20 protein-coding genes are annotated in these 19,209 nt (G+C 70.3%); 11 read left to right on the top strand and 9 right to left on the bottom strand.

Annotated elements, in window-relative coordinates; genetic code table 11:
• Window positions 1–105: 105 nt before the first annotated feature.
• The 4 genes from ACGFIW_RS29965 to ACGFIW_RS29950 all read right to left on the bottom strand — a co-directional run bounded on the left by ACGFIW_RS29965 (window position 106) and on the right by ACGFIW_RS29950 (window position 3,312).
• Window positions 106–657, bottom strand: a complete 552-nt coding sequence (locus ACGFIW_RS29965) for an RloB family protein (RefSeq protein ID WP_393322770.1) — start codon at window positions 655–657, stop codon at window positions 106–108.
• A 68-nt stretch (window positions 658–725) separates the two neighbouring features.
• On the bottom strand, window positions 726–2,051 hold the full coding sequence (locus ACGFIW_RS29960; protein WP_393322767.1) for an ATP/GTP-binding protein: 1,326 nt from the start codon (window positions 2,049–2,051) through the stop codon (window positions 726–728).
• Window positions 2,052–2,281: 230 nt separating this feature from the next.
• The gene (locus tag ACGFIW_RS29955; protein WP_393322764.1) at window positions 2,282–2,476 is read right to left on the bottom strand and encodes a DUF397 domain-containing protein; all 195 of its coding nucleotides are present in this window, start codon (window positions 2,474–2,476) and stop codon (window positions 2,282–2,284) included.
• Between the two features lie 8 nt (window positions 2,477–2,484).
• Window positions 2,485–3,312, bottom strand: a complete 828-nt coding sequence (locus ACGFIW_RS29950) for a helix-turn-helix domain-containing protein (RefSeq protein WP_393322761.1) — start codon at window positions 3,310–3,312, stop codon at window positions 2,485–2,487.
• 187 nt (window positions 3,313–3,499) lie between these two features.
• On the opposite strand from ACGFIW_RS29950, the gene ACGFIW_RS29945 reads away from it, so the two are divergent.
• The 3 genes from ACGFIW_RS29945 to ACGFIW_RS29935 all read left to right on the top strand — a co-directional run bounded on the left by ACGFIW_RS29945 (window position 3,500) and on the right by ACGFIW_RS29935 (window position 5,162).
• Window positions 3,500–3,670, top strand: a complete 171-nt coding sequence (locus ACGFIW_RS29945) for a hypothetical protein (RefSeq protein ID WP_393322758.1) — start codon at window positions 3,500–3,502, stop codon at window positions 3,668–3,670.
• The gene (locus ACGFIW_RS29940) at window positions 3,657–4,859 is read left to right on the top strand and encodes a helix-turn-helix domain-containing protein (protein ID WP_393322755.1); all 1,203 of its coding nucleotides are present in this window, start codon (window positions 3,657–3,659) and stop codon (window positions 4,857–4,859) included. Before ACGFIW_RS29945 ends, ACGFIW_RS29940 begins: the two co-directional genes overlap by 14 nt.
• 129 nt (window positions 4,860–4,988) lie before the next feature.
• Complete coding sequence (locus ACGFIW_RS29935) at window positions 4,989–5,162, top strand: hypothetical protein (RefSeq protein WP_393322752.1); 174 nt, start codon at window positions 4,989–4,991, stop codon at window positions 5,160–5,162.
• Here ACGFIW_RS29935 and ACGFIW_RS29930 read toward each other — a convergent pair.
• On the bottom strand, window positions 5,137–6,402 hold the full coding sequence (locus ACGFIW_RS29930; protein ID WP_393322749.1) for a glycosyltransferase family 4 protein: 1,266 nt from the start codon (window positions 6,400–6,402) through the stop codon (window positions 5,137–5,139). The genes ACGFIW_RS29935 and ACGFIW_RS29930 overlap by 26 nt on opposite strands.
• A gap of 24 nt (window positions 6,403–6,426) precedes the next feature.
• On the opposite strand from ACGFIW_RS29930, the gene ACGFIW_RS29925 reads away from it, so the two are divergent.
• The 6 genes from ACGFIW_RS29925 (at window position 6,427) to ACGFIW_RS29900 (ending at window position 14,080) form a co-directional block, all read left to right on the top strand.
• Window positions 6,427–7,287, top strand: coding sequence for an Fpg/Nei family DNA glycosylase (locus ACGFIW_RS29925; RefSeq protein WP_393322745.1), 861 nt, complete (start codon window positions 6,427–6,429; stop codon window positions 7,285–7,287).
• Window positions 7,288–7,551: 264 nt separating this feature from the next.
• The gene (locus ACGFIW_RS29920) at window positions 7,552–9,123 is read left to right on the top strand and encodes a sugar transferase (RefSeq protein WP_393322941.1); all 1,572 of its coding nucleotides are present in this window, start codon (window positions 7,552–7,554) and stop codon (window positions 9,121–9,123) included.
• 7 nt (window positions 9,124–9,130) lie between these two features.
• Window positions 9,131–10,357, top strand: coding sequence for a sensor histidine kinase (locus tag ACGFIW_RS29915; RefSeq protein WP_393322742.1), 1,227 nt, complete (start codon window positions 9,131–9,133; stop codon window positions 10,355–10,357).
• The gene (locus ACGFIW_RS29910; RefSeq protein ID WP_357556595.1) at window positions 10,354–11,112 is read left to right on the top strand and encodes a LytTR family DNA-binding domain-containing protein; all 759 of its coding nucleotides are present in this window, start codon (window positions 10,354–10,356) and stop codon (window positions 11,110–11,112) included. The genes ACGFIW_RS29915 and ACGFIW_RS29910 overlap by 4 nt, the downstream gene beginning before the upstream one ends.
• Before the next feature lie 79 nt (window positions 11,113–11,191).
• The gene (locus tag ACGFIW_RS29905; protein WP_393322738.1) at window positions 11,192–11,842 is read left to right on the top strand and encodes a DUF5701 family protein; all 651 of its coding nucleotides are present in this window, start codon (window positions 11,192–11,194) and stop codon (window positions 11,840–11,842) included.
• A gap of 165 nt (window positions 11,843–12,007) precedes the next feature.
• Window positions 12,008–14,080 carry a carboxypeptidase regulatory-like domain-containing protein gene (locus tag ACGFIW_RS29900; protein ID WP_393322735.1) on the top strand — a complete coding sequence of 691 codons (2,073 nt, stop codon included), beginning with the start codon at window positions 12,008–12,010 and terminating at the stop codon, window positions 14,078–14,080.
• A gap of 58 nt (window positions 14,081–14,138) precedes the next feature.
• Here ACGFIW_RS29900 and ACGFIW_RS29895 read toward each other — a convergent pair whose 3' ends face one another.
• Genes ACGFIW_RS29895 through ACGFIW_RS29885 form a run of 3 tightly spaced genes read right to left on the bottom strand, consistent with a single transcriptional unit; the run spans window position 14,139 to window position 16,515 of the window.
• Complete coding sequence (locus ACGFIW_RS29895) at window positions 14,139–15,395, bottom strand: WD40/YVTN/BNR-like repeat-containing protein (RefSeq protein ID WP_393322732.1); 1,257 nt, start codon at window positions 15,393–15,395, stop codon at window positions 14,139–14,141.
• Window positions 15,382–15,903, bottom strand: coding sequence for an RNA polymerase sigma factor (locus ACGFIW_RS29890; RefSeq protein ID WP_393322729.1), 522 nt, complete (start codon window positions 15,901–15,903; stop codon window positions 15,382–15,384). The genes ACGFIW_RS29895 and ACGFIW_RS29890 overlap by 14 nt, the downstream gene beginning before the upstream one ends.
• Window positions 15,904–15,963: 60 nt before the next feature.
• Window positions 15,964–16,515 (bottom strand): Uma2 family endonuclease, encoded by a 552-nt coding sequence (locus ACGFIW_RS29885; protein ID WP_393322726.1) that lies wholly within the window; start codon window positions 16,513–16,515, stop codon window positions 15,964–15,966.
• Between the two features lie 183 nt (window positions 16,516–16,698).
• On the opposite strand from ACGFIW_RS29885, the gene ACGFIW_RS29880 reads away from it, so the two are divergent.
• Window positions 16,699–17,376: a response regulator transcription factor gene (locus ACGFIW_RS29880; protein WP_393322723.1), complete on the top strand. Its 678-nt coding sequence runs from the start codon at window positions 16,699–16,701 to the stop codon at window positions 17,374–17,376.
• Window positions 17,373–18,449 (top strand): ATP-binding protein, encoded by a 1,077-nt coding sequence (locus tag ACGFIW_RS29875; RefSeq protein WP_393322720.1) that lies wholly within the window; start codon window positions 17,373–17,375, stop codon window positions 18,447–18,449. The genes ACGFIW_RS29880 and ACGFIW_RS29875 overlap by 4 nt, the downstream gene beginning before the upstream one ends.
• Here ACGFIW_RS29875 and ACGFIW_RS29870 read toward each other — a convergent pair.
• Window positions 18,406–19,188, bottom strand: a complete 783-nt coding sequence (locus ACGFIW_RS29870) for a hypothetical protein (RefSeq protein WP_393322717.1) — start codon at window positions 19,186–19,188, stop codon at window positions 18,406–18,408. The two genes, ACGFIW_RS29875 and ACGFIW_RS29870, sit on opposite strands and share 44 nt — an antisense overlap.
• Window positions 19,189–19,209: the final 21 nt, after the last annotated feature.

Raw genomic sequence — 19,209 nt, 5'->3', positions numbered from 1 at the left:
ACGAAACGCCACCCGCGATGGGGGGCGCACGGGTTGCCAGCAGCGCTGTGCGTCGTCGAGCTGACCGGTGGCGTTGCCTCTCGCCTCAGCACTCGCAGTTCTCGCCTAAATTGCGCCGAGCGCCCTTAGCAGGTGGTGCATGCCGGAGGACGGGTTGTCGTCGGGAGAAGTGGTGTCATTGTTCTCATGACGCTTCTCTAGTTGCTCGGCGCGGCGGGCTGCCTGCTTCCGCAGCGGCAGGTAGACGCTGCTGTCGATACTCTTTCCAGCGCGGCCGTCGAGGCTGCGGCTCAAACTTTCCGCTTCGGCGGTGCTGATGAACCGGGTGTGCCCACGGTGATGCAGAATGAGCCACAGCTCAAAGCACGGATTCGAGATCACCAGCCTGACACCCTTGCCCTGAGCGAGCTGCTTGGCGCGAAGCAGGTTGGGGTGGTTCTGCGGCCATTCCACATCGAAGATGCACCAGCATTCGTCCACCTCCGGGTCGGCAAGACGTTCGGCCGCCATCTGCACAAGTGTGAGCGGGACGCCCTGTTCGGGGTGGATTTCGAGGTTCAGGGCGGTGTTGTCCGCGATTTCCGGCAGCTTCTTCAGCCCGTTGATGTAGTCGGGCTCGGAGTTCTTGCCCTCGCAGAATACGACGACCGTCCGCAACTCTGGACGTCGAGCGACAGTGCGCTTGAGGGCTTTCGTCTCCCGGCGGCGTGGCCTCATAGTATTCCTCAGCCGATCAGACCGAGCGCCCGCAGGAACTCTGTCTGGTCAACCTGGGGGAGCGCTCCGAACCGGCCGTGCAGGTAGGCACTTTCGAGGTTCTGCGATTTCCGCACCCGCTCACCGGCGAACTCGGCGAGCGCGCCGAGCCGGGTGGAGCCGTCGAGCTGCTTTTCCGTGAGCCAGACCTCGTCCCGGTTCAGGTGGTTGAGCAGGCTGGTGTCATGTGAGGTGAAGATGAGCTGAGCGCCGTGGGGGTTGGTGACCGGGCTCTGAAAGACCCGCAGTAGTTCCGCAGACAACGTCGGGTGCAGACTCGCGTCCAGCTCGTCAAAGATGACGATCGACCCTGCCTGTAGTGCTGTCAGCACCGCCCCGATCAGGCCGAACCACGTTCTCGTTCCTTCCGATTCAGCAGAGAAATCGAGCGGTGCGGAGTCGTTTCCGGACCTGTGCAGAAGACGTAGGCGACGTTGGGTCATGGTCTCGCCGGTGCCGGAAACAACTTCCTGCCTGTCGATGACGACATCTTCGATACCCAGGTCGGCAAGGCGTAGCAACGCCAATGCCTGTTGACGTCTGCTCAGGGTCGACCACTCTTTGCGCTCATCGCCGAGAACAATATCTCCCTCGCCGAAGAAGGAGAACAGCGATGGCTGGTCATTCTCTGGACCATCGAACCACCGGGTCGTGTCAGCCTTGGCGGAGTGTCGCGGCCTAAACCTGTTGTAGAACGCTGAACGGCCCCGGCGCGGCAGTTGGCCGAGTACCTGAATGCGCAGGATATCCCTGGCGAAGTTTGTGACGAGCGGTTCATCGAAACGTCGCGCGCCGGACAGGGCGAGTGTCCGTTCCGTCAGCAACTCGCGAGTGCCGGACAGTGCGCCCAGGCCACGCTGAAGCTTAAGCTCGGAACCTTCTCGCTCAAAGATCCGACGACGCTTCTTCTCGGGATAGTGGAAAAGCCCTTCATAGATGATATGGCGGGCGTCGAGTTCGACGATGTACTCGAAGCGCACGCCGTCAACCGTAGTTTCTATGACGAATTCGCTGGAATCGGCCAACCCCGAGCTGAAGGCGAAAGGCTCCAGCGGAATCTCGTCCTCCCACAGGCGAAGCGAGTCTTCGACCGCGTCACGCAGCCAGGCGAGCGCACCGACGACGTTCGACTTACCGGACGCGTTCGGCCCGTAGATCGCGGCTCGGGTCAGCAGACTCTCGCCGAGATGGGGTGCGTCCCGGGCTGCCTCGCGGTCGCGGTCCACCGCCACCATCGACAACTCGACACCCTCGGCGATCGACCGGTAGTTGCCGGCCTCGAACCTGATAAGCACATGTGCACGCTACCGCAGGCCAGGTGCAATCACCGGTGACATTTTGCAGGACTTTGACGAAAATCGGCCTGTTCCTGCGTCCCAGGTGCTGCTGAAACTCCGCACTCCCGTTGAGCCTTCTCCGTCAGCCCACCACCGAAGCTCGATCATGCGGGGGAAATCAGCGTGTCCCGGCCTCCGGGACGGGGGCCGGGACAGGTCACTGTCTCATCCAGTACGGAGAGGTAGCGTCAGTTGCTTTTGAGCGAGTCGATGAACGTGCGCCAGCCCTGGGCGTCGAAGGCCAGCGCCGGGCCGGCCGTGTCCTTGCTGTCTCGGACGGCCACCCCGTCGCGGAGGTCCGCCACCTCGACACACGCGCCGCCGTTGGAGTCGCTGCGGGTGGACTTCCGCCACACCGCGCCGGTGAGGTCCGGGTTCGACATGTCAGCCTCTACTTCATCTCGCCTGCGATCCGCAGGATGAGCCTGCGGGACTCTGCCGGCCCCAGGGCCGCAGCCTGGAGACGACCCCACAGCCGATTGTAGGCCCGGATGGCATCGGCGCTGTCGAGGTAATCCGCGTCCGTGAACGTCTCCAGGTAGACGACGTCCGAGGCGACTTCCTCCCCGAACCGGAGAATGATGAAGTTGTACGAGGAGGTCACGTACGTCTCGGCACCCAGCGGAAAGACCTGGATAGTGACGTTCGGGCGGTTGGCGAGCGTGGCGATGTGGGACAACTGCTCCCGCATTGCCGCCGGGTCGCCCAGGTCACGCCGGAGTGCGGACTCGCTGAGGATGAAGTTCAGCTCTGGTCCGTCCGGGCGATCGATGACCTTCTGTCGCTCCAGGCGCACTGCGGTCTGCCGCTCGACGTCCTCTCCTTCGATGATCGCCCGGATGTAGGGCTCGATCTGGAGAACGCCGGGAATGACCTCGGATTGGTACCAGCGGATCTCCGCCGCGTCCGCTTCCAGGTCGAGGTACTGCCGGAACCAGTCCGGCACCACGTTGCGGTACCCGCTCCACCGGCCCCGCTGTCTGCCTGCGCGGGCGAGGTCCCGCAGCGGTTCGGCCTCCTCGGTCGGCACGCCGTAGAAGTCGAGCAGCAGCTTCAGGTCGGTGAGCCGGATGCCGGACTGGCCCAGTTCCAGCCGACTGATCTTGCTCGATGCCGAGTCGATGACCTCCGCGGCCTCTTCCTGGTTCTTGCCTGCCGCCTCGCGGGCTCGCTTGAGGGCGTTGCCGAGGCGCCGTCTCTGGATCGTCGGGGTGACCATTTGGCGAGTATTCCGCCCCTCCGGCCGCCAGTCCGGCGACACGCCGTGGATTCCCAAAACAGGTAGAAGGGCCCTAGCATCCGTTTCTAGGTTCCTATTTTAGGTAACCGGAGGAATCCTCGGGAGGGTTCATGGCTCGGCATGTGAATTACCCGACGCGCCCCGGTTGGCTGCGGAGGCTCTGGTCGTGACGGCGCGGCGAACGCCCGACCGCGAGGACCGGGGCGAGCAGATCCAGGCGGCGGAGCGTGAGGCGGCGCGGCAACGGATTCTCGACCAGGCCGAGGCGGAGCGGATACCGGCAGAGGAGACGACCCGGGCGGTGCCGGATCGGCGGTGGCGGCGTGGACAGCAGTGAGCTGCTGCCGATTGGCCGGCGGGTGGCGTACTGGCGGAGGCGGCGAGGGTTGTCGCAGCAGGTGTTCGCCGATCGGCTCGGCAAGTCGAAGTCCTGGGTCGACAAGGTCGAGCGGGGCGTCCGGGCGCTGGACAAGGTGTCGACGTTGCGGAACATCGCCACTGCCCTACGGATCGACACCGCCGTCCTACTCGGCCGGGACGTTCAACCCGCGCTGGTGGCCGAGCGGGTCGAGGGGGTGGAACGGATCCGGGAGGACCTGTCGGCGTACGACATTGTTCTGGGGCGGCCGGCGGCGCGCGGCGTGGTGCTGCCCGCGGACCGGTTGGAACGGGATGTCGAGCTTGCGTGGGTCATGTTCCAGCATGCCCGGTATCCGCAGGTGGTCGCCGTGGTGCCGGGCCTGCTCGCCGGGATGCAGCATGCCGCCGCCTACGAGCCCGGGTGGGGCCGCCCGCTGCTGGTGGAGGTGTACCGGTTGGCCGCGTCGCTGCTGGTGAAACTCGGTGAGGTCGAGCTGGGCTGGCTGGCCGCCGACCGGGCCATGGCCGTCGCGACCGGCGATCCCCTGCTGGTCGCCGCCGCCACGGTGCAGCTCGGCCAGGTGTTCCGCGCTGCGGGGCGGGCGCGGACGGCGCAGTCGGCAACGCTGGCCGCCGCGTACCGGATCGCCCCACCCGATCCGGACGACGGTGCGCCCGGCGCGTTGTCGTTGTGCGGGACGTTGCTGGTGCAGGCCGCCCTGGCGGCAGCCCGCCGGGGCGACGACCACGCCACAGCCGAACTCCTCGACGAGGCCGCCGGCATGGCCGCGCGGGTGGGCGAGGGCCACGATCACCACCGGACGGCGTTCGGGCCGACGGCGGTCGACCTGGCCCGCGCCGCCGCAGCCCTCGACCTGGGCGACGCGGGCGAGGCAGTGGCCTGGCACGAGAAGGTGACCAAGCGGGACGCCTGGCGGTGGCTGCCGGTGGAACACCGGGCAGCGCACCTGGCCGATGCCGCCCGCGCCTACCTCCAGGGCGGCGACCCGGTCAGCGCGAGCCGGGCGTTGATCGACGCCGAACGGATGGCACCGGCGGAGGTACGCCACCGCCCGGCCGTCCGCGAGGTACTCGCCCAGGTGGCCCGCCACCCGCACGCCCCGGGCACGATCATTCAACTCGCCGTCACCCTCGGGGTGACCTGACCATGACCGCGCCGTTCCTGTCGTTGGCGCAGATCCGCAACCGGCTGACCCTCACCGCCCGCACCTCCCTCCGCTGACCCCCGCCCCCGCCCCCGCGCAACCTTCGGGCTCGTCGATCATGGAGTAGTGGTGCCTGATTTGAAGCTATACGAGCGCTTTGTCGCCCACCACAACTCCATGATCGACGAGGCGGTGGCGGGCGACGGGGCAATGGCGGGCGACGGGGTGGTGGCGGGCGGCGGGGCGGCGGGGCAGCGCAGGGCCGCCCGGCACGGGTTCAGACTCGGTTGGGGGTTCGGGTGACCCCGGTGTAGATGTCGATGAGCTGTTTGGTGACCACGTCGGGGTGGAAGGTGCGCTCGTAGCGGGCACGGGCGGCCACTGCCAGCCCGGCCGCACCCGCCCTGGCGACCGGCAGGGCGGTGGCCAGCGCGGCCGCCTCCGGTGCGACGACCCAGCCGGCCTCGCCCACCTCGATGCCGGTCGGCATGGGCGTCCCGCCGCCGACGACAGCGGAGGCGACCTCGGCCGGGCCGGTGCCGGCGGGCTCGCGGGGCCCGTCCGCGCCGACCAGGTACGGAATGCCGCCCAACGCCGTGCCGAGCACCGGCCGGCCACTCGCCATCGCCTCGATGATCACGGTGGGCAGCACGTCGTGCCACATGGAGGCGGCGATCACCACGGCGCTCGCCTCGACTGCCGCGCGCACCCCGGCCCGGTCGAGCTGCCCGAGGTAGACCACGTCGGGTCGCTCGGCGGCGGCGGCCTCCACAAGCGGGCGCAGTTCCCCGTCGCCCGCCACGCGCAGCGTGCCCAGGGCACCCACCGGGTGCCGCCGCCAGGCGTCCAGCAGCAGGTCGACGCCCTTCTCGGGGGAGAGCCGGGCCAGGTAGAGGAACCCGTCACCCAACGGCGCCGGCCGACCCGGGTCGGGAACGGAGTTCGGCTTCACCACGATCCGTTCGTCCGGAATGCCGTAATCGCTGAGGTGGTCGGCGATCGCCGAGGTGAGCGCGACGTACCGGTCCACCGACCGCCAGGTGCCCCGGTGCACTGCCAGGGTGGTCGCCATCAACGCGCTCTGCGCCGCCGAGTCGCGGTAGCAGCGATGCTTGATCGCCGGCACACCCAGCACCCGACCCTTGCAGTCCTGACAGATCACGCCGTCCCGGAAGTAGATCCCCGACGAGCAGACCTGCCGGTAGTTGTGCACCGTCTGCACCACCGGCACGCCGTGCCGGTGCGCGGTCCGCACCACCCAGGGCGACAGCAGGGGGTACGGGTTGTGCAGGTGCAGAACGTCCGGCCGGTGCTCGGTGAGCAGCCGGCTCAGGTCGTGCTGGGCGCGGGGAGCCCAGATCGGCGAGATCGGCAGCAGCGCCTTCGCCACCTTCGACATCGACGGGATCTCGTCCGAACTCCGGATGAAGGGCAGCACCTCGACGCCGGCGGCGGTGAGCTGGGCGATCTCCGAGTCGACGATGGTGTTCTCGCCGGAGGGCTGAGCTTCCCGGTACCGGTTGTGCGCCACCACGATTCTCACGGGAAGAAAGGCTACCGTTGTGGCGTGCCCGAACTACCGGAGGTTGAGGCGCTCGCGGGTTATCTGCGGCAGCGCGCGGTGGGCCGGCGCGTCGATCGGCTGGAGATCGCCGCGATCAGCGCCCTGAAGACGTACGAACCGGCACCGAGTGCGGTCTCCGGTCGGGCGGTGGTCGACGCCAGCCGGCACGGCAAGTTCCTCGACGTGCTCTTCGAGGGTGACCTGCACCTGGTGGTGCATTTGGCCCGGGCGGGCTGGCTGCACTACCGGGAGGCGTTCCCGTCCACCACCCCGCTGCGCCCCGGCAAGGGTCCGATCGCGCTGCGCGTACGCCTGGACGACGGCTCCGGGTTCGACCTCACCGAGGCCGGCACCCAGAAGAAGCTTGCCGCGTACCTGGTGACCGACCTGGCGGAGGTGCCCGGGGTGGTCAAGCTGGGCCCGGACGCGCTCGCCGCCGACCTGGCCACCTTCGCGGAGCGACTGCGCAGCCGGCGGGGGCAGGTCAAGGGGGTGCTGACCGACCAGTCGGTGCTGTCCGGGGTGGGTAACGCGTACTCGGACGAGATCCTGCACGCCGCGAAGCTGTCCCCGTTCGCGATCACCGACCGGCTCACCGACGACCAGCTCGCCAGCCTGCACGCGGCCACCCGGCAGGTGCTCGGCGACGCTGTCGAGCGGTCGCTCGGTCAGCGGGCCGCGGAGCTGAAGGGTGAGAAACGCTCCGGGTTGAAGGTGCACGCCCGCACCGGGCTGCCCTGCCCCGTCTGCGGCGACACCGTGCGGGAGGTCTCGTTCGCCGATTCCAGCCTCCAGTACTGCGCCACCTGCCAGACCGGCGGAAAGCCCCTCGCTGACCGACGGTTGTCCCGACTCGTACGGTGAGTAACCCCACTCGGTGACTACGCAGCGGAATCGCCCGCAGTGAGCGGAACCTCCGGTCCGCCGTTCTCGCCATGCGCGCATCCATCGGTATAGTGGCCCGGTCCCCGGCTTCTGAAATGGTGCGGAGCCGGCCAGATCCCTCCGGCACCATCGGTCGCCAATCTCGTTCGGGGCGGCGACCGGTCGGAGCCCGCGTGGGAGACTGGGACGGTGGGCGACCCGGGCCCTCACGCCGAGTGAGCGGCCCGTGTCATGCGGGAGGACATGGGTGAGGTGACGGCAAGCCTCCAGCGCCCGGTATCCAACGAAGGCCGGAGCAGACTCGTGCGGCACGTCGACAGCTTCGAGATCCAGCCGCCGACGCCGCCGTCTCACAACGGCGTCCCCCGGTCGGCGTGGACGAGATCGCGTCGCCGGGTCTCCCGCTGGCACCGCCCCTACATCGCCGTCCTGCTCCTGCTCGACTTCGGCGCGGCGGCGTTCGCCAGTTGGATCGCGATCCAACTCTTCGACCAGGCCGCCTCCGGTTTCTCTGGCACCCAACAGGACCCGACGTGGTTCCACACCGTGTCCTACCTGCTGCTGCCGCTCGGCTGGGTGGTGATCCTCTGGAGCAACCGGGCGTACGACCGGCGCTATCTGGGGCTCGGCCCGGACGAGTTCAAGCGGGTGATCCGGGCCTCGGTGACGGTTGCCGCAAGCGTCTCGTTCCTCGCCTTCTCCACCGTGACCCAGCTCTCCCGGTTCACCGTGGGCACCGCGCTGCTCGGGGCGACGCTGCTGATCCTCTGGGGCCGGTTCGTGGCCCGCTGGGCGCTGCACTACATCCGTCGGCGGGCCGGTCAGGCCGCGCACCGGATGGTGCTGGTCGGCACCCTGCCCGAGTGCCTGGAGGTCTACGCGGCGGTCACCCGCAGCCCGGCCGCCGGGCTGATGCCCGTCGCCATCCACATCACCGACGGGTACGCGGCGGCCCGCGGCATGCCGACCCCCGTCCCCGTGTACGCCGGACGCGACGTCCTGGCCCTGGTCCGTGAGGTCGGGGGCGACACCATCGCCGTCTGCGGGTCGGCCAGCGCCGAGCCGGGCGAGCTGCGCCGACTGGCCTGGCAGCTCGAAGGCTCCGGTGTCGACCTGGTGGTCGCCCCGCAGTTGACCGACATCGCCGGGCCCCGGGTGCACATCCGGCCGATCGAGGGTCTGCCGCTGCTGCACGTCGAGGAGCCGACCCTCTCCGGGCCGGCGCTGCTGGCCAAGAACCTGATGGACCGGGTCGCCGCCGGCCTCGGCCTGCTGCTGCTGGTCCCGCTCTTCCTGGCCATCGCCGTGGCGATCCGGATCTCCGACCGTGGGCCGGTCTTCTTCCGCCAGCCCCGGGTGGGGCACGAGGGGCGCACGTTCCGGGTGTGGAAGTTCCGGACCATGTACGTCGACGCCGAGGACCGGCTGGCCAGCCTGGTCGACCGCAACGAGACCGACGGCATGCTGTTCAAGATGAAGCAGGATCCTCGGGTCTTCCCGGTGGGCCGCTTCCTGCGGGCCTCGTCGCTGGACGAACTACCGCAGTTGATCAACGTGCTCTGGGGTGAGATGTCGCTGGTCGGGCCCCGCCCGCTGCCGGCCGACGACGGCGACTTCCTGGGCGACGTCCGCAGGCGGCTGCTGGTCCGCCCCGGCATGACCGGCCTGTGGCAGGTCTCCGGCCGCTCCGACCTGTCCTGGGACGAGTCGGTCCGACTGGATCTCTACTACGTCGACAACTGGTCGCTCGCCTACGACCTGAGCATCCTGTGGCGCACCGTCGGGGTGGTGCTCGCCCGCAAGGGCGCGTACTAATCGCTGCGTGGCTGCCAACCTCTCCGCCGTGGTCGGCGTCGTCTCACTCGTCACCGCGCTGACCGCGGCGCTGCTGGCGGTGCTGCGGCTGCGGGCCCGCCGGGGCATCGCGACCGCCACCCAGCGGGCCACCTACGAGGTCCTGCACACCGCCGGCCTGGCGGCCGAGCCGCTGCGGACGGGGCTGAGCGAGGCGGGCGCGGCGAAGGCCGTACGTCATCTGCGGGCCCTGGTGGGCGCGGTCGGGCTGGCGCTCACCGACGCCGACCGACTGCTGGCCCTCGATGGGCGCGGCACGCACCACGGCGAGCAACTGCTCGCTGCGGCCCAGCGGACGGTCGACAGCGGCCGCTCGGCGGTGCTGGGTGAGCAGGATCTGCACTGCGACCGGGTCGACTGCCCGGTCCGGGGGGCGGTGGTCGCCCCGTTGCAGGGGGCGGACCGCCGGGTGGTCGGCGCGTTGGTGGCCGTCGCCGACAGTCCGCCGGCCCCGGGGTTGGTGCAGGCCACCCTGGAGACCGCGCACTGGGCCGGCAACCAGCTCGCCCTGGCGGAGTTGGACTCGTCCCGGGAGCGGCTGGCCCGGGCCGAGGTCCGCGCGTTGCGGGCACAGATCAGCCCGCACTTCATCTACAACGCGCTGACCGCGATCGGCTCGTTCGTCCGCACCGATCCCGAGCGGGCCCGGGAGTTGATCCTGGAGTTCGCGGAGTTCACCCGCTACTCGTTCCGGGCGCACGGGGAGTTCACCACCCTCGCCGAGGAGCTGCGTTCGATCGACCGCTACCTGACCATCGAGCGGGCCCGGTTCGGTGACCGGTTGCAGGTGCGCTTGCAGATCGCCCCGGAGGTGCTGCCGGTGACGCTGCCGTTCCTCTGCCTCCAGCCACTTGTGGAGAACGCCGTCCGCCACGGGTTGTCCCGCAAGCCGGGCACGGGCATGGTGAGCATCGAGGCCCGGGACGCGGGCGCCGAGTGCCACATCACGGTGGAGGACGACGGAGTGGGAATGGACCCGACCACGCTGACCGCCGGCATCGCCGAGTTGGCCCGTGGCTCCGCCGATCCGGGCGACGACACGGGCCAGCACGTCGGCCTCTCCAACGTCGACGAGCGACTGCGGTCGGTCTTCGGGGACCGGTTCGGCCTGGTCGTGGAGACCGGGCTTGGTTCGGGTACGAAGGTGAGCATGCGGGTGCCGAAGTTCCATCCCGGGGTTCGGGCAGGCTCGTGACTGCCGCCTTTCTCCGGGTGCTCGCGGTGGACGACGAACCGCCCGCGCTCGACGAGCTGGCGTACCATCTGCGGGCCGACCCTCGGGTGGCCCGGCTGCACACCGCCGGGGACGCGACCGAGGCGTTGCGGCTGCTGCGCGACGGTGACGTGGACGTGGTCTTCCTGGACATCCGGATGCCCGGCCTGGACGGCATGGAGTTGGCCCGGGTGCTGCGCCGCTTCGCCCGGCCACCGGCGATCGTGTTCGTCACCGCGTACGACGACGGCGCGGTGGACGCCTTCGACCTGGGTGCCACCGACTACGTGCGGAAACCGGTGCGCGCCGACCGGCTGGCCGAGTCGCTGCGCCGGGTGATCGGCTCACGGGTGGTGCCGTCGCACCCGGCGGCGCTGGCCCGCGCCGAGGAGGACCCGACCATCCCCATCGAGTTGGCCGGCACCACCCGGATGCTGCCCCGGTCGGCGGTGCGGTGGGTGGAGGCGCAGGGGGACTACGCCCGGCTGCACACCGCGGAGGGGTCGCACCTGGTACGCGTCTCGCTGGCCACGCTCGCGGAACGATGGGCCGATGCCGGTTTCGTCCGGGTGCACCGGTCGTACCTGGTGCAGTTGAAGTTGATCGCGGAGCTGCGGCTGGTCAATTCCGGCTATGTGGTGGTGATCGACGCCACCGAGCTGCCGGTGAGTCGGCGGCACACCCGGGAGTTGAAGGACAAGCTGGTCCGGGCCGCGAAGCAGGACTGGGGTCGCTGAGCCGGGTTGACGCGGTGGGAATAACCCAGGCTTCCCGTACGTCGTACGGTACGTTTGCTGGACGACGAATGGAGCCGCCGTGTTCGACGCCGCCACCGAGTTCGACAGTCAACTCGACCACCTGGTGCAACTCGACTACCCCGAGCTGGCCGGGCTGTCCGAGAGCGCCTTCCGGGACCTGGTCGCCCCGCTGCGGGCCAGGGCGGTCGAGGGCACCGCCGGCCTGCCCGACCCCACCGACGCCCGGGTGCCGTTCCTGCTGGTGATCACCAGGGACCTGATCGGGGTGCCGGAACGAGTGGGCCGCACCACCCTGGCCGGCAAGCGCAAGCCCGGCGTCGTCGACCGCAACTACGCCGAGGACGACCTGCCGCGCTTCGACCCGATCAAGGAGTTGGAGGTGCCGGCCGGGCCGGCGTACCTGCTCTTCGACATCGATCGGGGCGAGGAGTTCCGCAACCTGCCCCCGGCCACCGCGATGGAGGGGATCACCGCCCAGGGTCGGCTGCCACTCACCATCGACGAAGGGCTCGCCTTCGTCACGCTGCACCCGGCCGCACTGGCGAGCAACAGGTGCTTCTCCCTGGTCGGCTCGCGCTGCGGCGACAAGCGGGTGCCGGCGCTCTGGATCAGCCAGGGCGCACCGAAGTTGGGCTGGTGCTGGTACGGCAACCCGCACACCTGGCTCGGCTCCGCCTCGGCCCGACCGGAGCGCGTCGGCCTGGAGTGACAGTCCGCTGAGGAGGGATGACCGGTCGGGCGGGTCCGCCCGACCGGCCCTGCCGACGGACATCGCCAGTCACCTATTCTTCGGGTGCCGGTTCCGTACGGGGCGCAGGGTCGGTGTGGGCGAAGCCTGCTCAGGTCGCCCCGCCACCCTCACATTGGGACATCGATGCAGCTAACCACAGCTCGCCGCGCCCTGCTGGCCGGTGCCCTCGTGGCGGCACTCGTGCTGCCCGGCGCCACCCCGGCTCAGGCCGCGGCCACCGGCGCGGTCAGCGGCCGACTGACCACCAGCGCCGGCACCGCCGCCGCTGAGGTCCAGGTACTGGTCTACGACCCCGACAGTTACTCCTACGTCGACGACACCAGCACCGACGCCGACGGCAACTTCACCCTCGCCGGGCTGCCCGCCGGCCCGTACCTGGTGGGCTACTTCCCTCTCGAACAGCCTGGGCAGTATTACCACCAGCAGGCGACGATCTGGACCGCCAACCCGGTGACCGTCACCGCCGGTGGCACCACCAGGGCCGACGACCAACTCTTCGCCGTCGGCACCTTCACCGGTCAGATCGTCAACACCGCGGGCGACCCGATGCCGAACCTGTCCGTCAACGCCCGCGAGGTCGACACGGGCGCCGTGACCGGAGGCCAGACCGACGAGCAGGGTCGATACACCTTCGCCACCCCGCCTGGCCGCTACGTGCTGAGCCTCCAGCCGATCGAGGGCGTCGACCAGGTGCAGTACGTGCCCGGGAAGCTCGATCGGGAGAGCGCCACCGTCTTCGAGGTGAAGGCGGACGAGGCGACAGTGGTCAACGAGACCGCGCTGCCCGCGGGCACCCTGAGCGGCCGGTTCACCACCGCCGCCGGTGCCCCGCTCGCCGATGCCCAGGTGAGCATCAACACCGACAGCGGCGGCGTCGGGGCGTACACGGAGACCGACGCGAACGGTGAGTTCACCGTGCAACTGCTGCCGGCCTCCTACCTCGTCGGCCTGTACGCCGGTGATCGCCAGCAGTACTACCGCGGCAAGTTGACCTCCGAGGAGGCCGACCGCGTCGAGGTGCGCGGCGGGCAGCAGACGAGGATCACGGACAGCCTGCTGGGCACCGGTTCGGTCACCGTGCAGGCGGTCGATTCGGTCAGCGGAGCGCCCATCACCAACTTCTGCGCCCAGTCGGTCTGTAGCAACGGCACCGGCACGGTGACCGTCACCGGCCTGCCACAGGGCACCCACACCATCTACCTGGACGTGCCGGACCGGCTGCACTTCAACCGCGAGGTGACCGGGGTGCGAGTGAAGGCGGACCGCGACACCAAGCTGACCGTCAAGATGCGGCCCGGCGCGCTCATCAGCACCACAGTCCTCGATCGGCAGAGCGGCCGGCCCGTGCCGGACGTCTGCCTGGACACGTTCCTGCCGAAGCAGGCGAAGCTCTCGGACGGCTACGGCGACTGTAGCGACCAGAACGGCAAGATCACGGTGGGGCCGCTCGCCGCCGGCAGCTACAAGCTCTTCGCGGTGCCGCGGGACAGCAACTACGGCCGCCAGTGGGTGGGCGTCAACGGTGGCAGCGGCGACGAGCGGGAGGCAGCGGTCGTCGCCGCGACCGCCGGCCAGGTCGCCACCGGCCCGCAGATCAGACTGGACCGGGCCGGCACGGTCACCGGCACGGTCACCGACCCGGCAGGCAAGCCGGTGGAGAATGCCGGCGTGTCGGTGCTGACCGCCCACCCCGGGGTCGGTGCGCAGGACGCCGTTACCGACGAGCACGGCGTCTACACCCTTGAGCGGCTCGGCCCGTACGCCTGGCCGGTGATTGTCGGCGCCAATCCGTACGCGAGCGTGTGGTCCGGCAACAAGCCCAGCCGGTTCACCGCCACTCCGGTGCCGGTAACCGCCGGAGCGGCCGCCACCCACAACGTCCAGCTCGACCAGGGCGTCCAGCTGAGCGGCACCTTCCGCACGCCCGACGGCACCCCGTTCACCAGTGGGTTCGTCGTCGCCCACAGCGTGGACACCGGCGACATCGCAGGCAGCGGCTGGCTGACCGACTGGCGGTACAGCTTCCGCGTCAAGGGGCCGCAGCGGGTCTTCTTCACCTACAACGTCGCCCTCGGTGACGAGCAGTTCGACGGCCGCTACCTGGTGACCCAACCGGACGGCACCCGCAAGCTGGCCCAGTTCACCATCCCGGCCAGCGGCAGCGTGTCCGTGGACCTGGTCGTGCCGACCAGCTGACGGTTCGACGCAGCGGGGCCGGTGGCACGGCGCCACCGGCCCCGCCGCGTACCCGCGCTCAGTCCGGGAGCGGTAGGCGCGTCCAGGATGCGCCGTCGCCGGTCAGCTGCACGTGGTCCGCACCGCCAGCCGCCAGGTCGTCCCGGCCGTAGAGCCAGGCGTATCCGGGCGCGGCACCGACGCGCCCGTCGCGTCTGTCGTACTCGCGGACCGTCTTGAAGTGTCGCCCGGCATCCAGGCCGATCATGGCCGCGGACCTGTTGTTGGAGGTCTCCCTGTTCCCCGTCTCGACGAGCAGCAGGGAGCCGTCCGAGCCGACGACCAGGCACCGGTTCTCCAACGCGTTGGGCAGGTCGGTGCCCATGTCCGCCCAGGTTCGCCCCCCGTCCGTGGTACGCAGCAACTGCGACCTGCCCTCGACCTCCGTCGGCTGGGGCCCACCCGGTGGTGGCAGCGCGATCAACAGGTACGCCTCCTGTGCGCTGACCCCGGCTATCGCGATCACGTTCGCCCCCTCGCCCGACTGCCAGGTTGTCCAGGTGGCTCCCCGGTCCACGCTCCGAGCCACCACAAAGGCGCCGATGTAACCCGGCCAGTAGGTTGCCCAGATGGTTCCGTCCGCACTCGGATAGATGTTCGTGGGTGGACGGGGCGACGGCGGCTTGCCTCCGAGCCGGTAGACAGTTCCCGTCGGCGAAACCGCCACCGGTTCACGGAGCGCCCCGCAGCCCTGGTTCCACTGACAGAAGACCGGCTGCGCCCTCGCCGGAAAGGCCGGCACCGTCACCATCGCCTGCTCGGCGTCCCGCCAGGTGCGGCCGTAGTCGGTGGAGAGCCGGAGCTGGTCACCATCCCGGACCAGGTAGGAGCGCTGGCCCAGCACCGAGAACTCCGGGTTGCTCAGCGGATCTCCCTCTGCGTCCTTTCCGCAGAAGCTGGTGCGGTACCGGGTCATCTCGTCGTCGGTCCAGTTCCGCCCGCCGTCGTCGGTGCGCCGGAACCGCACCGTGAAGCAACCGTCGTCGGCGTCCCACACCCGCGCGACGACTGCCGACTCCGGCCCGGTCAGGAAGAGCTGGCCGCCGCGGTCCGGCGTGACCGGCGGCTGGTCCGGACCTGTCCATCCACCCCGGCCGGTGTTGCCGAACAGCGGCAGCATCGCCACGCCGGCCACGGCGACAACCAGAGCCAGCGCCACGCTGGTACGCCGCCGACGTCGGGCCCGCGCTGCCGTCCGCATGTCGTCCAGGGGTGGCTGGCGGACCGCGTCGGCGACGGTGTCGACGTCGAATCCGGTGAACTCACGTGTGGACATCGATCCTCCCGATGGTCATGCTCTCGCTGATCGCTGAGTCGGTGAGCAGCGCTTTCAACGCCTGCCGGCCCCGGGACAACCGGGACTTCACAGTGCCCGGCGAAACGCCGAGCGTCGCCGCCACCTCGTCGATCGGCAGGTCGACCAGGTAGTGCAGGGCCAGCGCGTGTCGTTGCCCCGGAGGCAGTTCGCGCAACGCGGCGAGCAGCGCCAGGTGCTCGGGCGAGCGGTCGGCAACCGTCGGAGGCGGGTCGATCCGACGCAGCAGCCCGTCCAGCACCCGCCGCCGCCGGTGACGACTACGCGCGATGTTCACCGCGACCCGGCGCAGCCACGCCTCCGGGTTGTCGAGGCGGGCGAGCCGACCGGGTGCCGCCAGCGCCCGGGTGAACGCCTCCTGGACCGCCTCCTGCGCCTCGCACAGATCGCCGGTCACCGCGTAGAGCTGCACCACGAGTCGTCGGAAACAGCCCGCGTAGAGCTCGGCAATCAGATCAGCGTCGGACACCCTCACCACCCCTCGTCACCTGTCCCACTCCTGGGCGAAGGGAAAGGTTCCGAGCGACGGTCAGAAGATGTCGGCCAGCGGCAGGGCGAGGGGGAACGGCTGCGCGGTGCGGTAGACCTCGCCGAACGGGACAACGGCCTGCTCGCGGTAACCGCCCGTGCCGTTCTCCAACACGGTCAGAGTCTGCTTTCGCGGCTCGACCAGCCAGTAGAGGGGAATGCCGACGGCCGCGTACTCGTGCCGTTTGAGCACCAGGTCTCGGCCGGCGTTGCTCGGTGAGATCACCTCGACGACGAGGAGCACGTCGGCCGGGTCGAGTGCGGCACCGCCGCTGTCCAGTGCGCTCTCACCGGCGACGAAGAGATCCGGCACGAAGTACGACGAGCGCTTGGCACTGACGCCGATGTCCTGACCGACGAGCACACCGGCGGGGGCCTGCCGGTCGAGGATCCGGCGGAGGCGGTTGGCGACCGCGCCGTGGAAGACGTCCGCATGGGGGGACACGAGCAGACTCCCGTCGAAGATCTCGTAGACCTGGTCGTCCTCGGGGAGGCTCTGGAGGTCGTCCACCGTCCAGGCGTCGCCCCAGCCGGGCCGGGCAGGGTTCGTCACCGTCACACCTCCTCTCTACCGGACCACCCTGACAGCTCGCCCGGTCGTCCACAACGAGCCTCGGGAGTTCGCCCACGCCAGCCGGCATGGTGGCGGAGTTATCCACAGGCGTGAACGGTTCTCCACAGGTTATTCACAACGCGACCCACTGATCTCCACGGCGGCTCCCTACAGTCGGGACCCATGAAGGAACGCCGGATACTGGTCGTCGAGGACGAACGGACCATCGCCGAGTCCATCGCCGCCCGACTGCGCGCCGAGGGCTTCACGGTGCAGGTCGCGGCGGACGGGCCCAGCGCCGTCGCGCAGTTCCGCACCGGCCAGCCGGATCTCGTCGTACTCGACGTGATGTTGCCCGGCTTCGACGGCCTGGAGGTGTGCCGCCGGATCCAGGCCGACCGGCCGGTGCCGGTGCTGATGCTCACCGCCCGCGACGACGAGACCGACCTGCTGGTGGGGCTCGCGGTAGGCGCGGACGACTACCTCACCAAGCCCTTTTCGATGCGGGAGCTGGCCGCCCGGGTGCACGTCCTGCTGCGGCGGGTGGAGCGGGCCGCCACCCCGGCACCGCCCGCGATCCACCTCGGCGACATCGAGATCAACGAGGCCGAGCGGCGGGTCCGCCGGGCCGGCGCGGACGTGCACCTCACGCCGACGGAGTTCGACCTGCTGGTCCACCTCGCCGGACGGCCCCGCACGGTGCTCCCCCGGGAACGGCTGCTCGCCGACGTGTGGGGATGGGCCGACGGGAGTGGCACCCGCACGGTGGACAGCCACATCAAGGCGCTGCGCCGCAAGCTCGGCGCCGACCTGATCCGGACCGTTCACGGCGTCGGGTACGCCCTGGAGGTGCCCGCGTGACCGGTCGGCTGCTGGGCTGGCTGGACCGGGTGTTACCCCGTCCACTGGACCCGGTCCGCTCGATCAAGATGAAGCTCGGCGTCCTGCTCGTCGCCTCCTGGGCCGTGGCCATCGGCTACTTCTGGTACGGCGTCGGCTGGCTCCCGCCCGGCACGGCGATCACCAGCATCGGCATCGCGCTTGTCACCTCGCAGGTGCTCGCCCACGGGATGACCTCGCCGCTGCGGGAGATGACGGCGGCGGCCGGCGCGATGGCCCGGGGCGACTACACCCGACGGGTACGCGCCACGTCCCGCGACGAGGTCGGCGAGCTGGCTCAGGCGTTCAACAAGATGGCCGAGGATCTGCACGCCGCCGACCAACGTCGACGTGAGCTGATCGCCAACGTCTCACACGAGCTGCGTACGCCGATCACTGCCTTGCAGGGCGTGCTGGAGAACATGGTGGACGGGGTGGCCGATCCCGAACCGGCCGCGCTGCGCTCGGCGCTGTCCCAGACCGAACGGCTCGGCCACCTCGTCGCCGACCTGCTCGACCTGTCCCGTCTCGACGCCGGGGTGGTGCCCCTGCGCCGGGTACACATCGACGTGAACGACTTCCTCGACGAGGCGGTGGAGCATGCCACCGCCAGTGCGGTCGGCGCCGCACTGGATGTGCGCTTCCAGCTCCGCGAACTGCCGGCACCGCTGACCGTCTACGCCGACCCGTGGCGGCTGCACCAGGTCTTCGCGAACCTGCTCGACAATGCGGCACGGCACAGCCCGCCCGGCGGCACGGTGCGACTGAGCGCCGAGGAACACGCCGACCAGCTCCGCTTCGAGGTCAGCGACGAGGGGCAGGGCATCTCGCCGAGCGAGCGGTCCCGGGTCTTCGAACGGTTCACCCGAGGCGATCGTGCCGCCGGCGGCGGAACCGGGCTCGGCCTGGCCATCGCCCGCTGGGTCGTCGAGTTGCACGGCGGTCGGATCGCCGTCCTCGACCCCGTCACCCCACCGCACCGGGTCGATCGGCCCGGCTGCCGCATCCAGGTCACCATCCCGAGCGACGGGTCACACCGGAAAGAGGTCGCATGACCAGCCCTGGCGCCACCCCGCTTCCGGCCAGCGGCCCGACCGCACCGCAGGTCTCTCCGCCGGTCGGACCAGGCCCGACCACACGGCAGGTCTCTCCACCGGTCGGACCGGGCCCGACCGCACCGCAGGTCACTCCGCCGGTCGGGCCGGGCCCGGCCGTCGGTCGGCCCCAACCGTGGCCGATCGCGCCGGCCCAGCCCAGGCCACCGTCACTGATCGAACGGCGCTGGCCGGGGCCGTCCGGCTCCGCCCGTCCGCTGGTCCTGGCGGCGGTGACGATGGCGGCGGTGGTCGGTGCCGCGACGCTCACGACGGTTCGTCCCGGCCTCGGCTGGCTGGTGGCCACACTGGCCGGCACCGCCGCCCTGGTCAGCGTCAGCGTCGCCCGCTCCCGGACGCCGTCCCCGCCAGCGGGCGGCACCGCGCCGGCCGTGCCCAGCGCCGCACCGACCGTGCCGCCGACGCCGACCACGCCGACTGCACCGGCCACGCCGACCACGCCGACCACCCCGACTGCACCGGCCACGCCGACCACGCCGACCACGCCGACCGCGCCGACCACCCCGACCGCGCCGACCACCCCGACTGCACCGGCCACGCCGACCACGCCGACCACGCCGACCACCCCGACTGCACCGACCGCGCCGGCCACGCCGACCACCGCCACCACGCCAGCGGGCACCATGTCGGCCGCGACCGCGCCGCCTACTGCGAGGGCGGCCGGCCGTCCCGGTGCCACGGGGGCACCGGGACGGGCGGC

It is taken from the genome of Micromonospora sp. NPDC048935, from assembly GCF_043197875.1.
Lineage (GTDB): Bacteria > Actinomycetota > Actinomycetes > Mycobacteriales > Micromonosporaceae > Micromonospora.
Note: the sequence above shows the minus strand (reverse complement) of the source record. Positions and strands in the feature narration are given on the sequence as shown.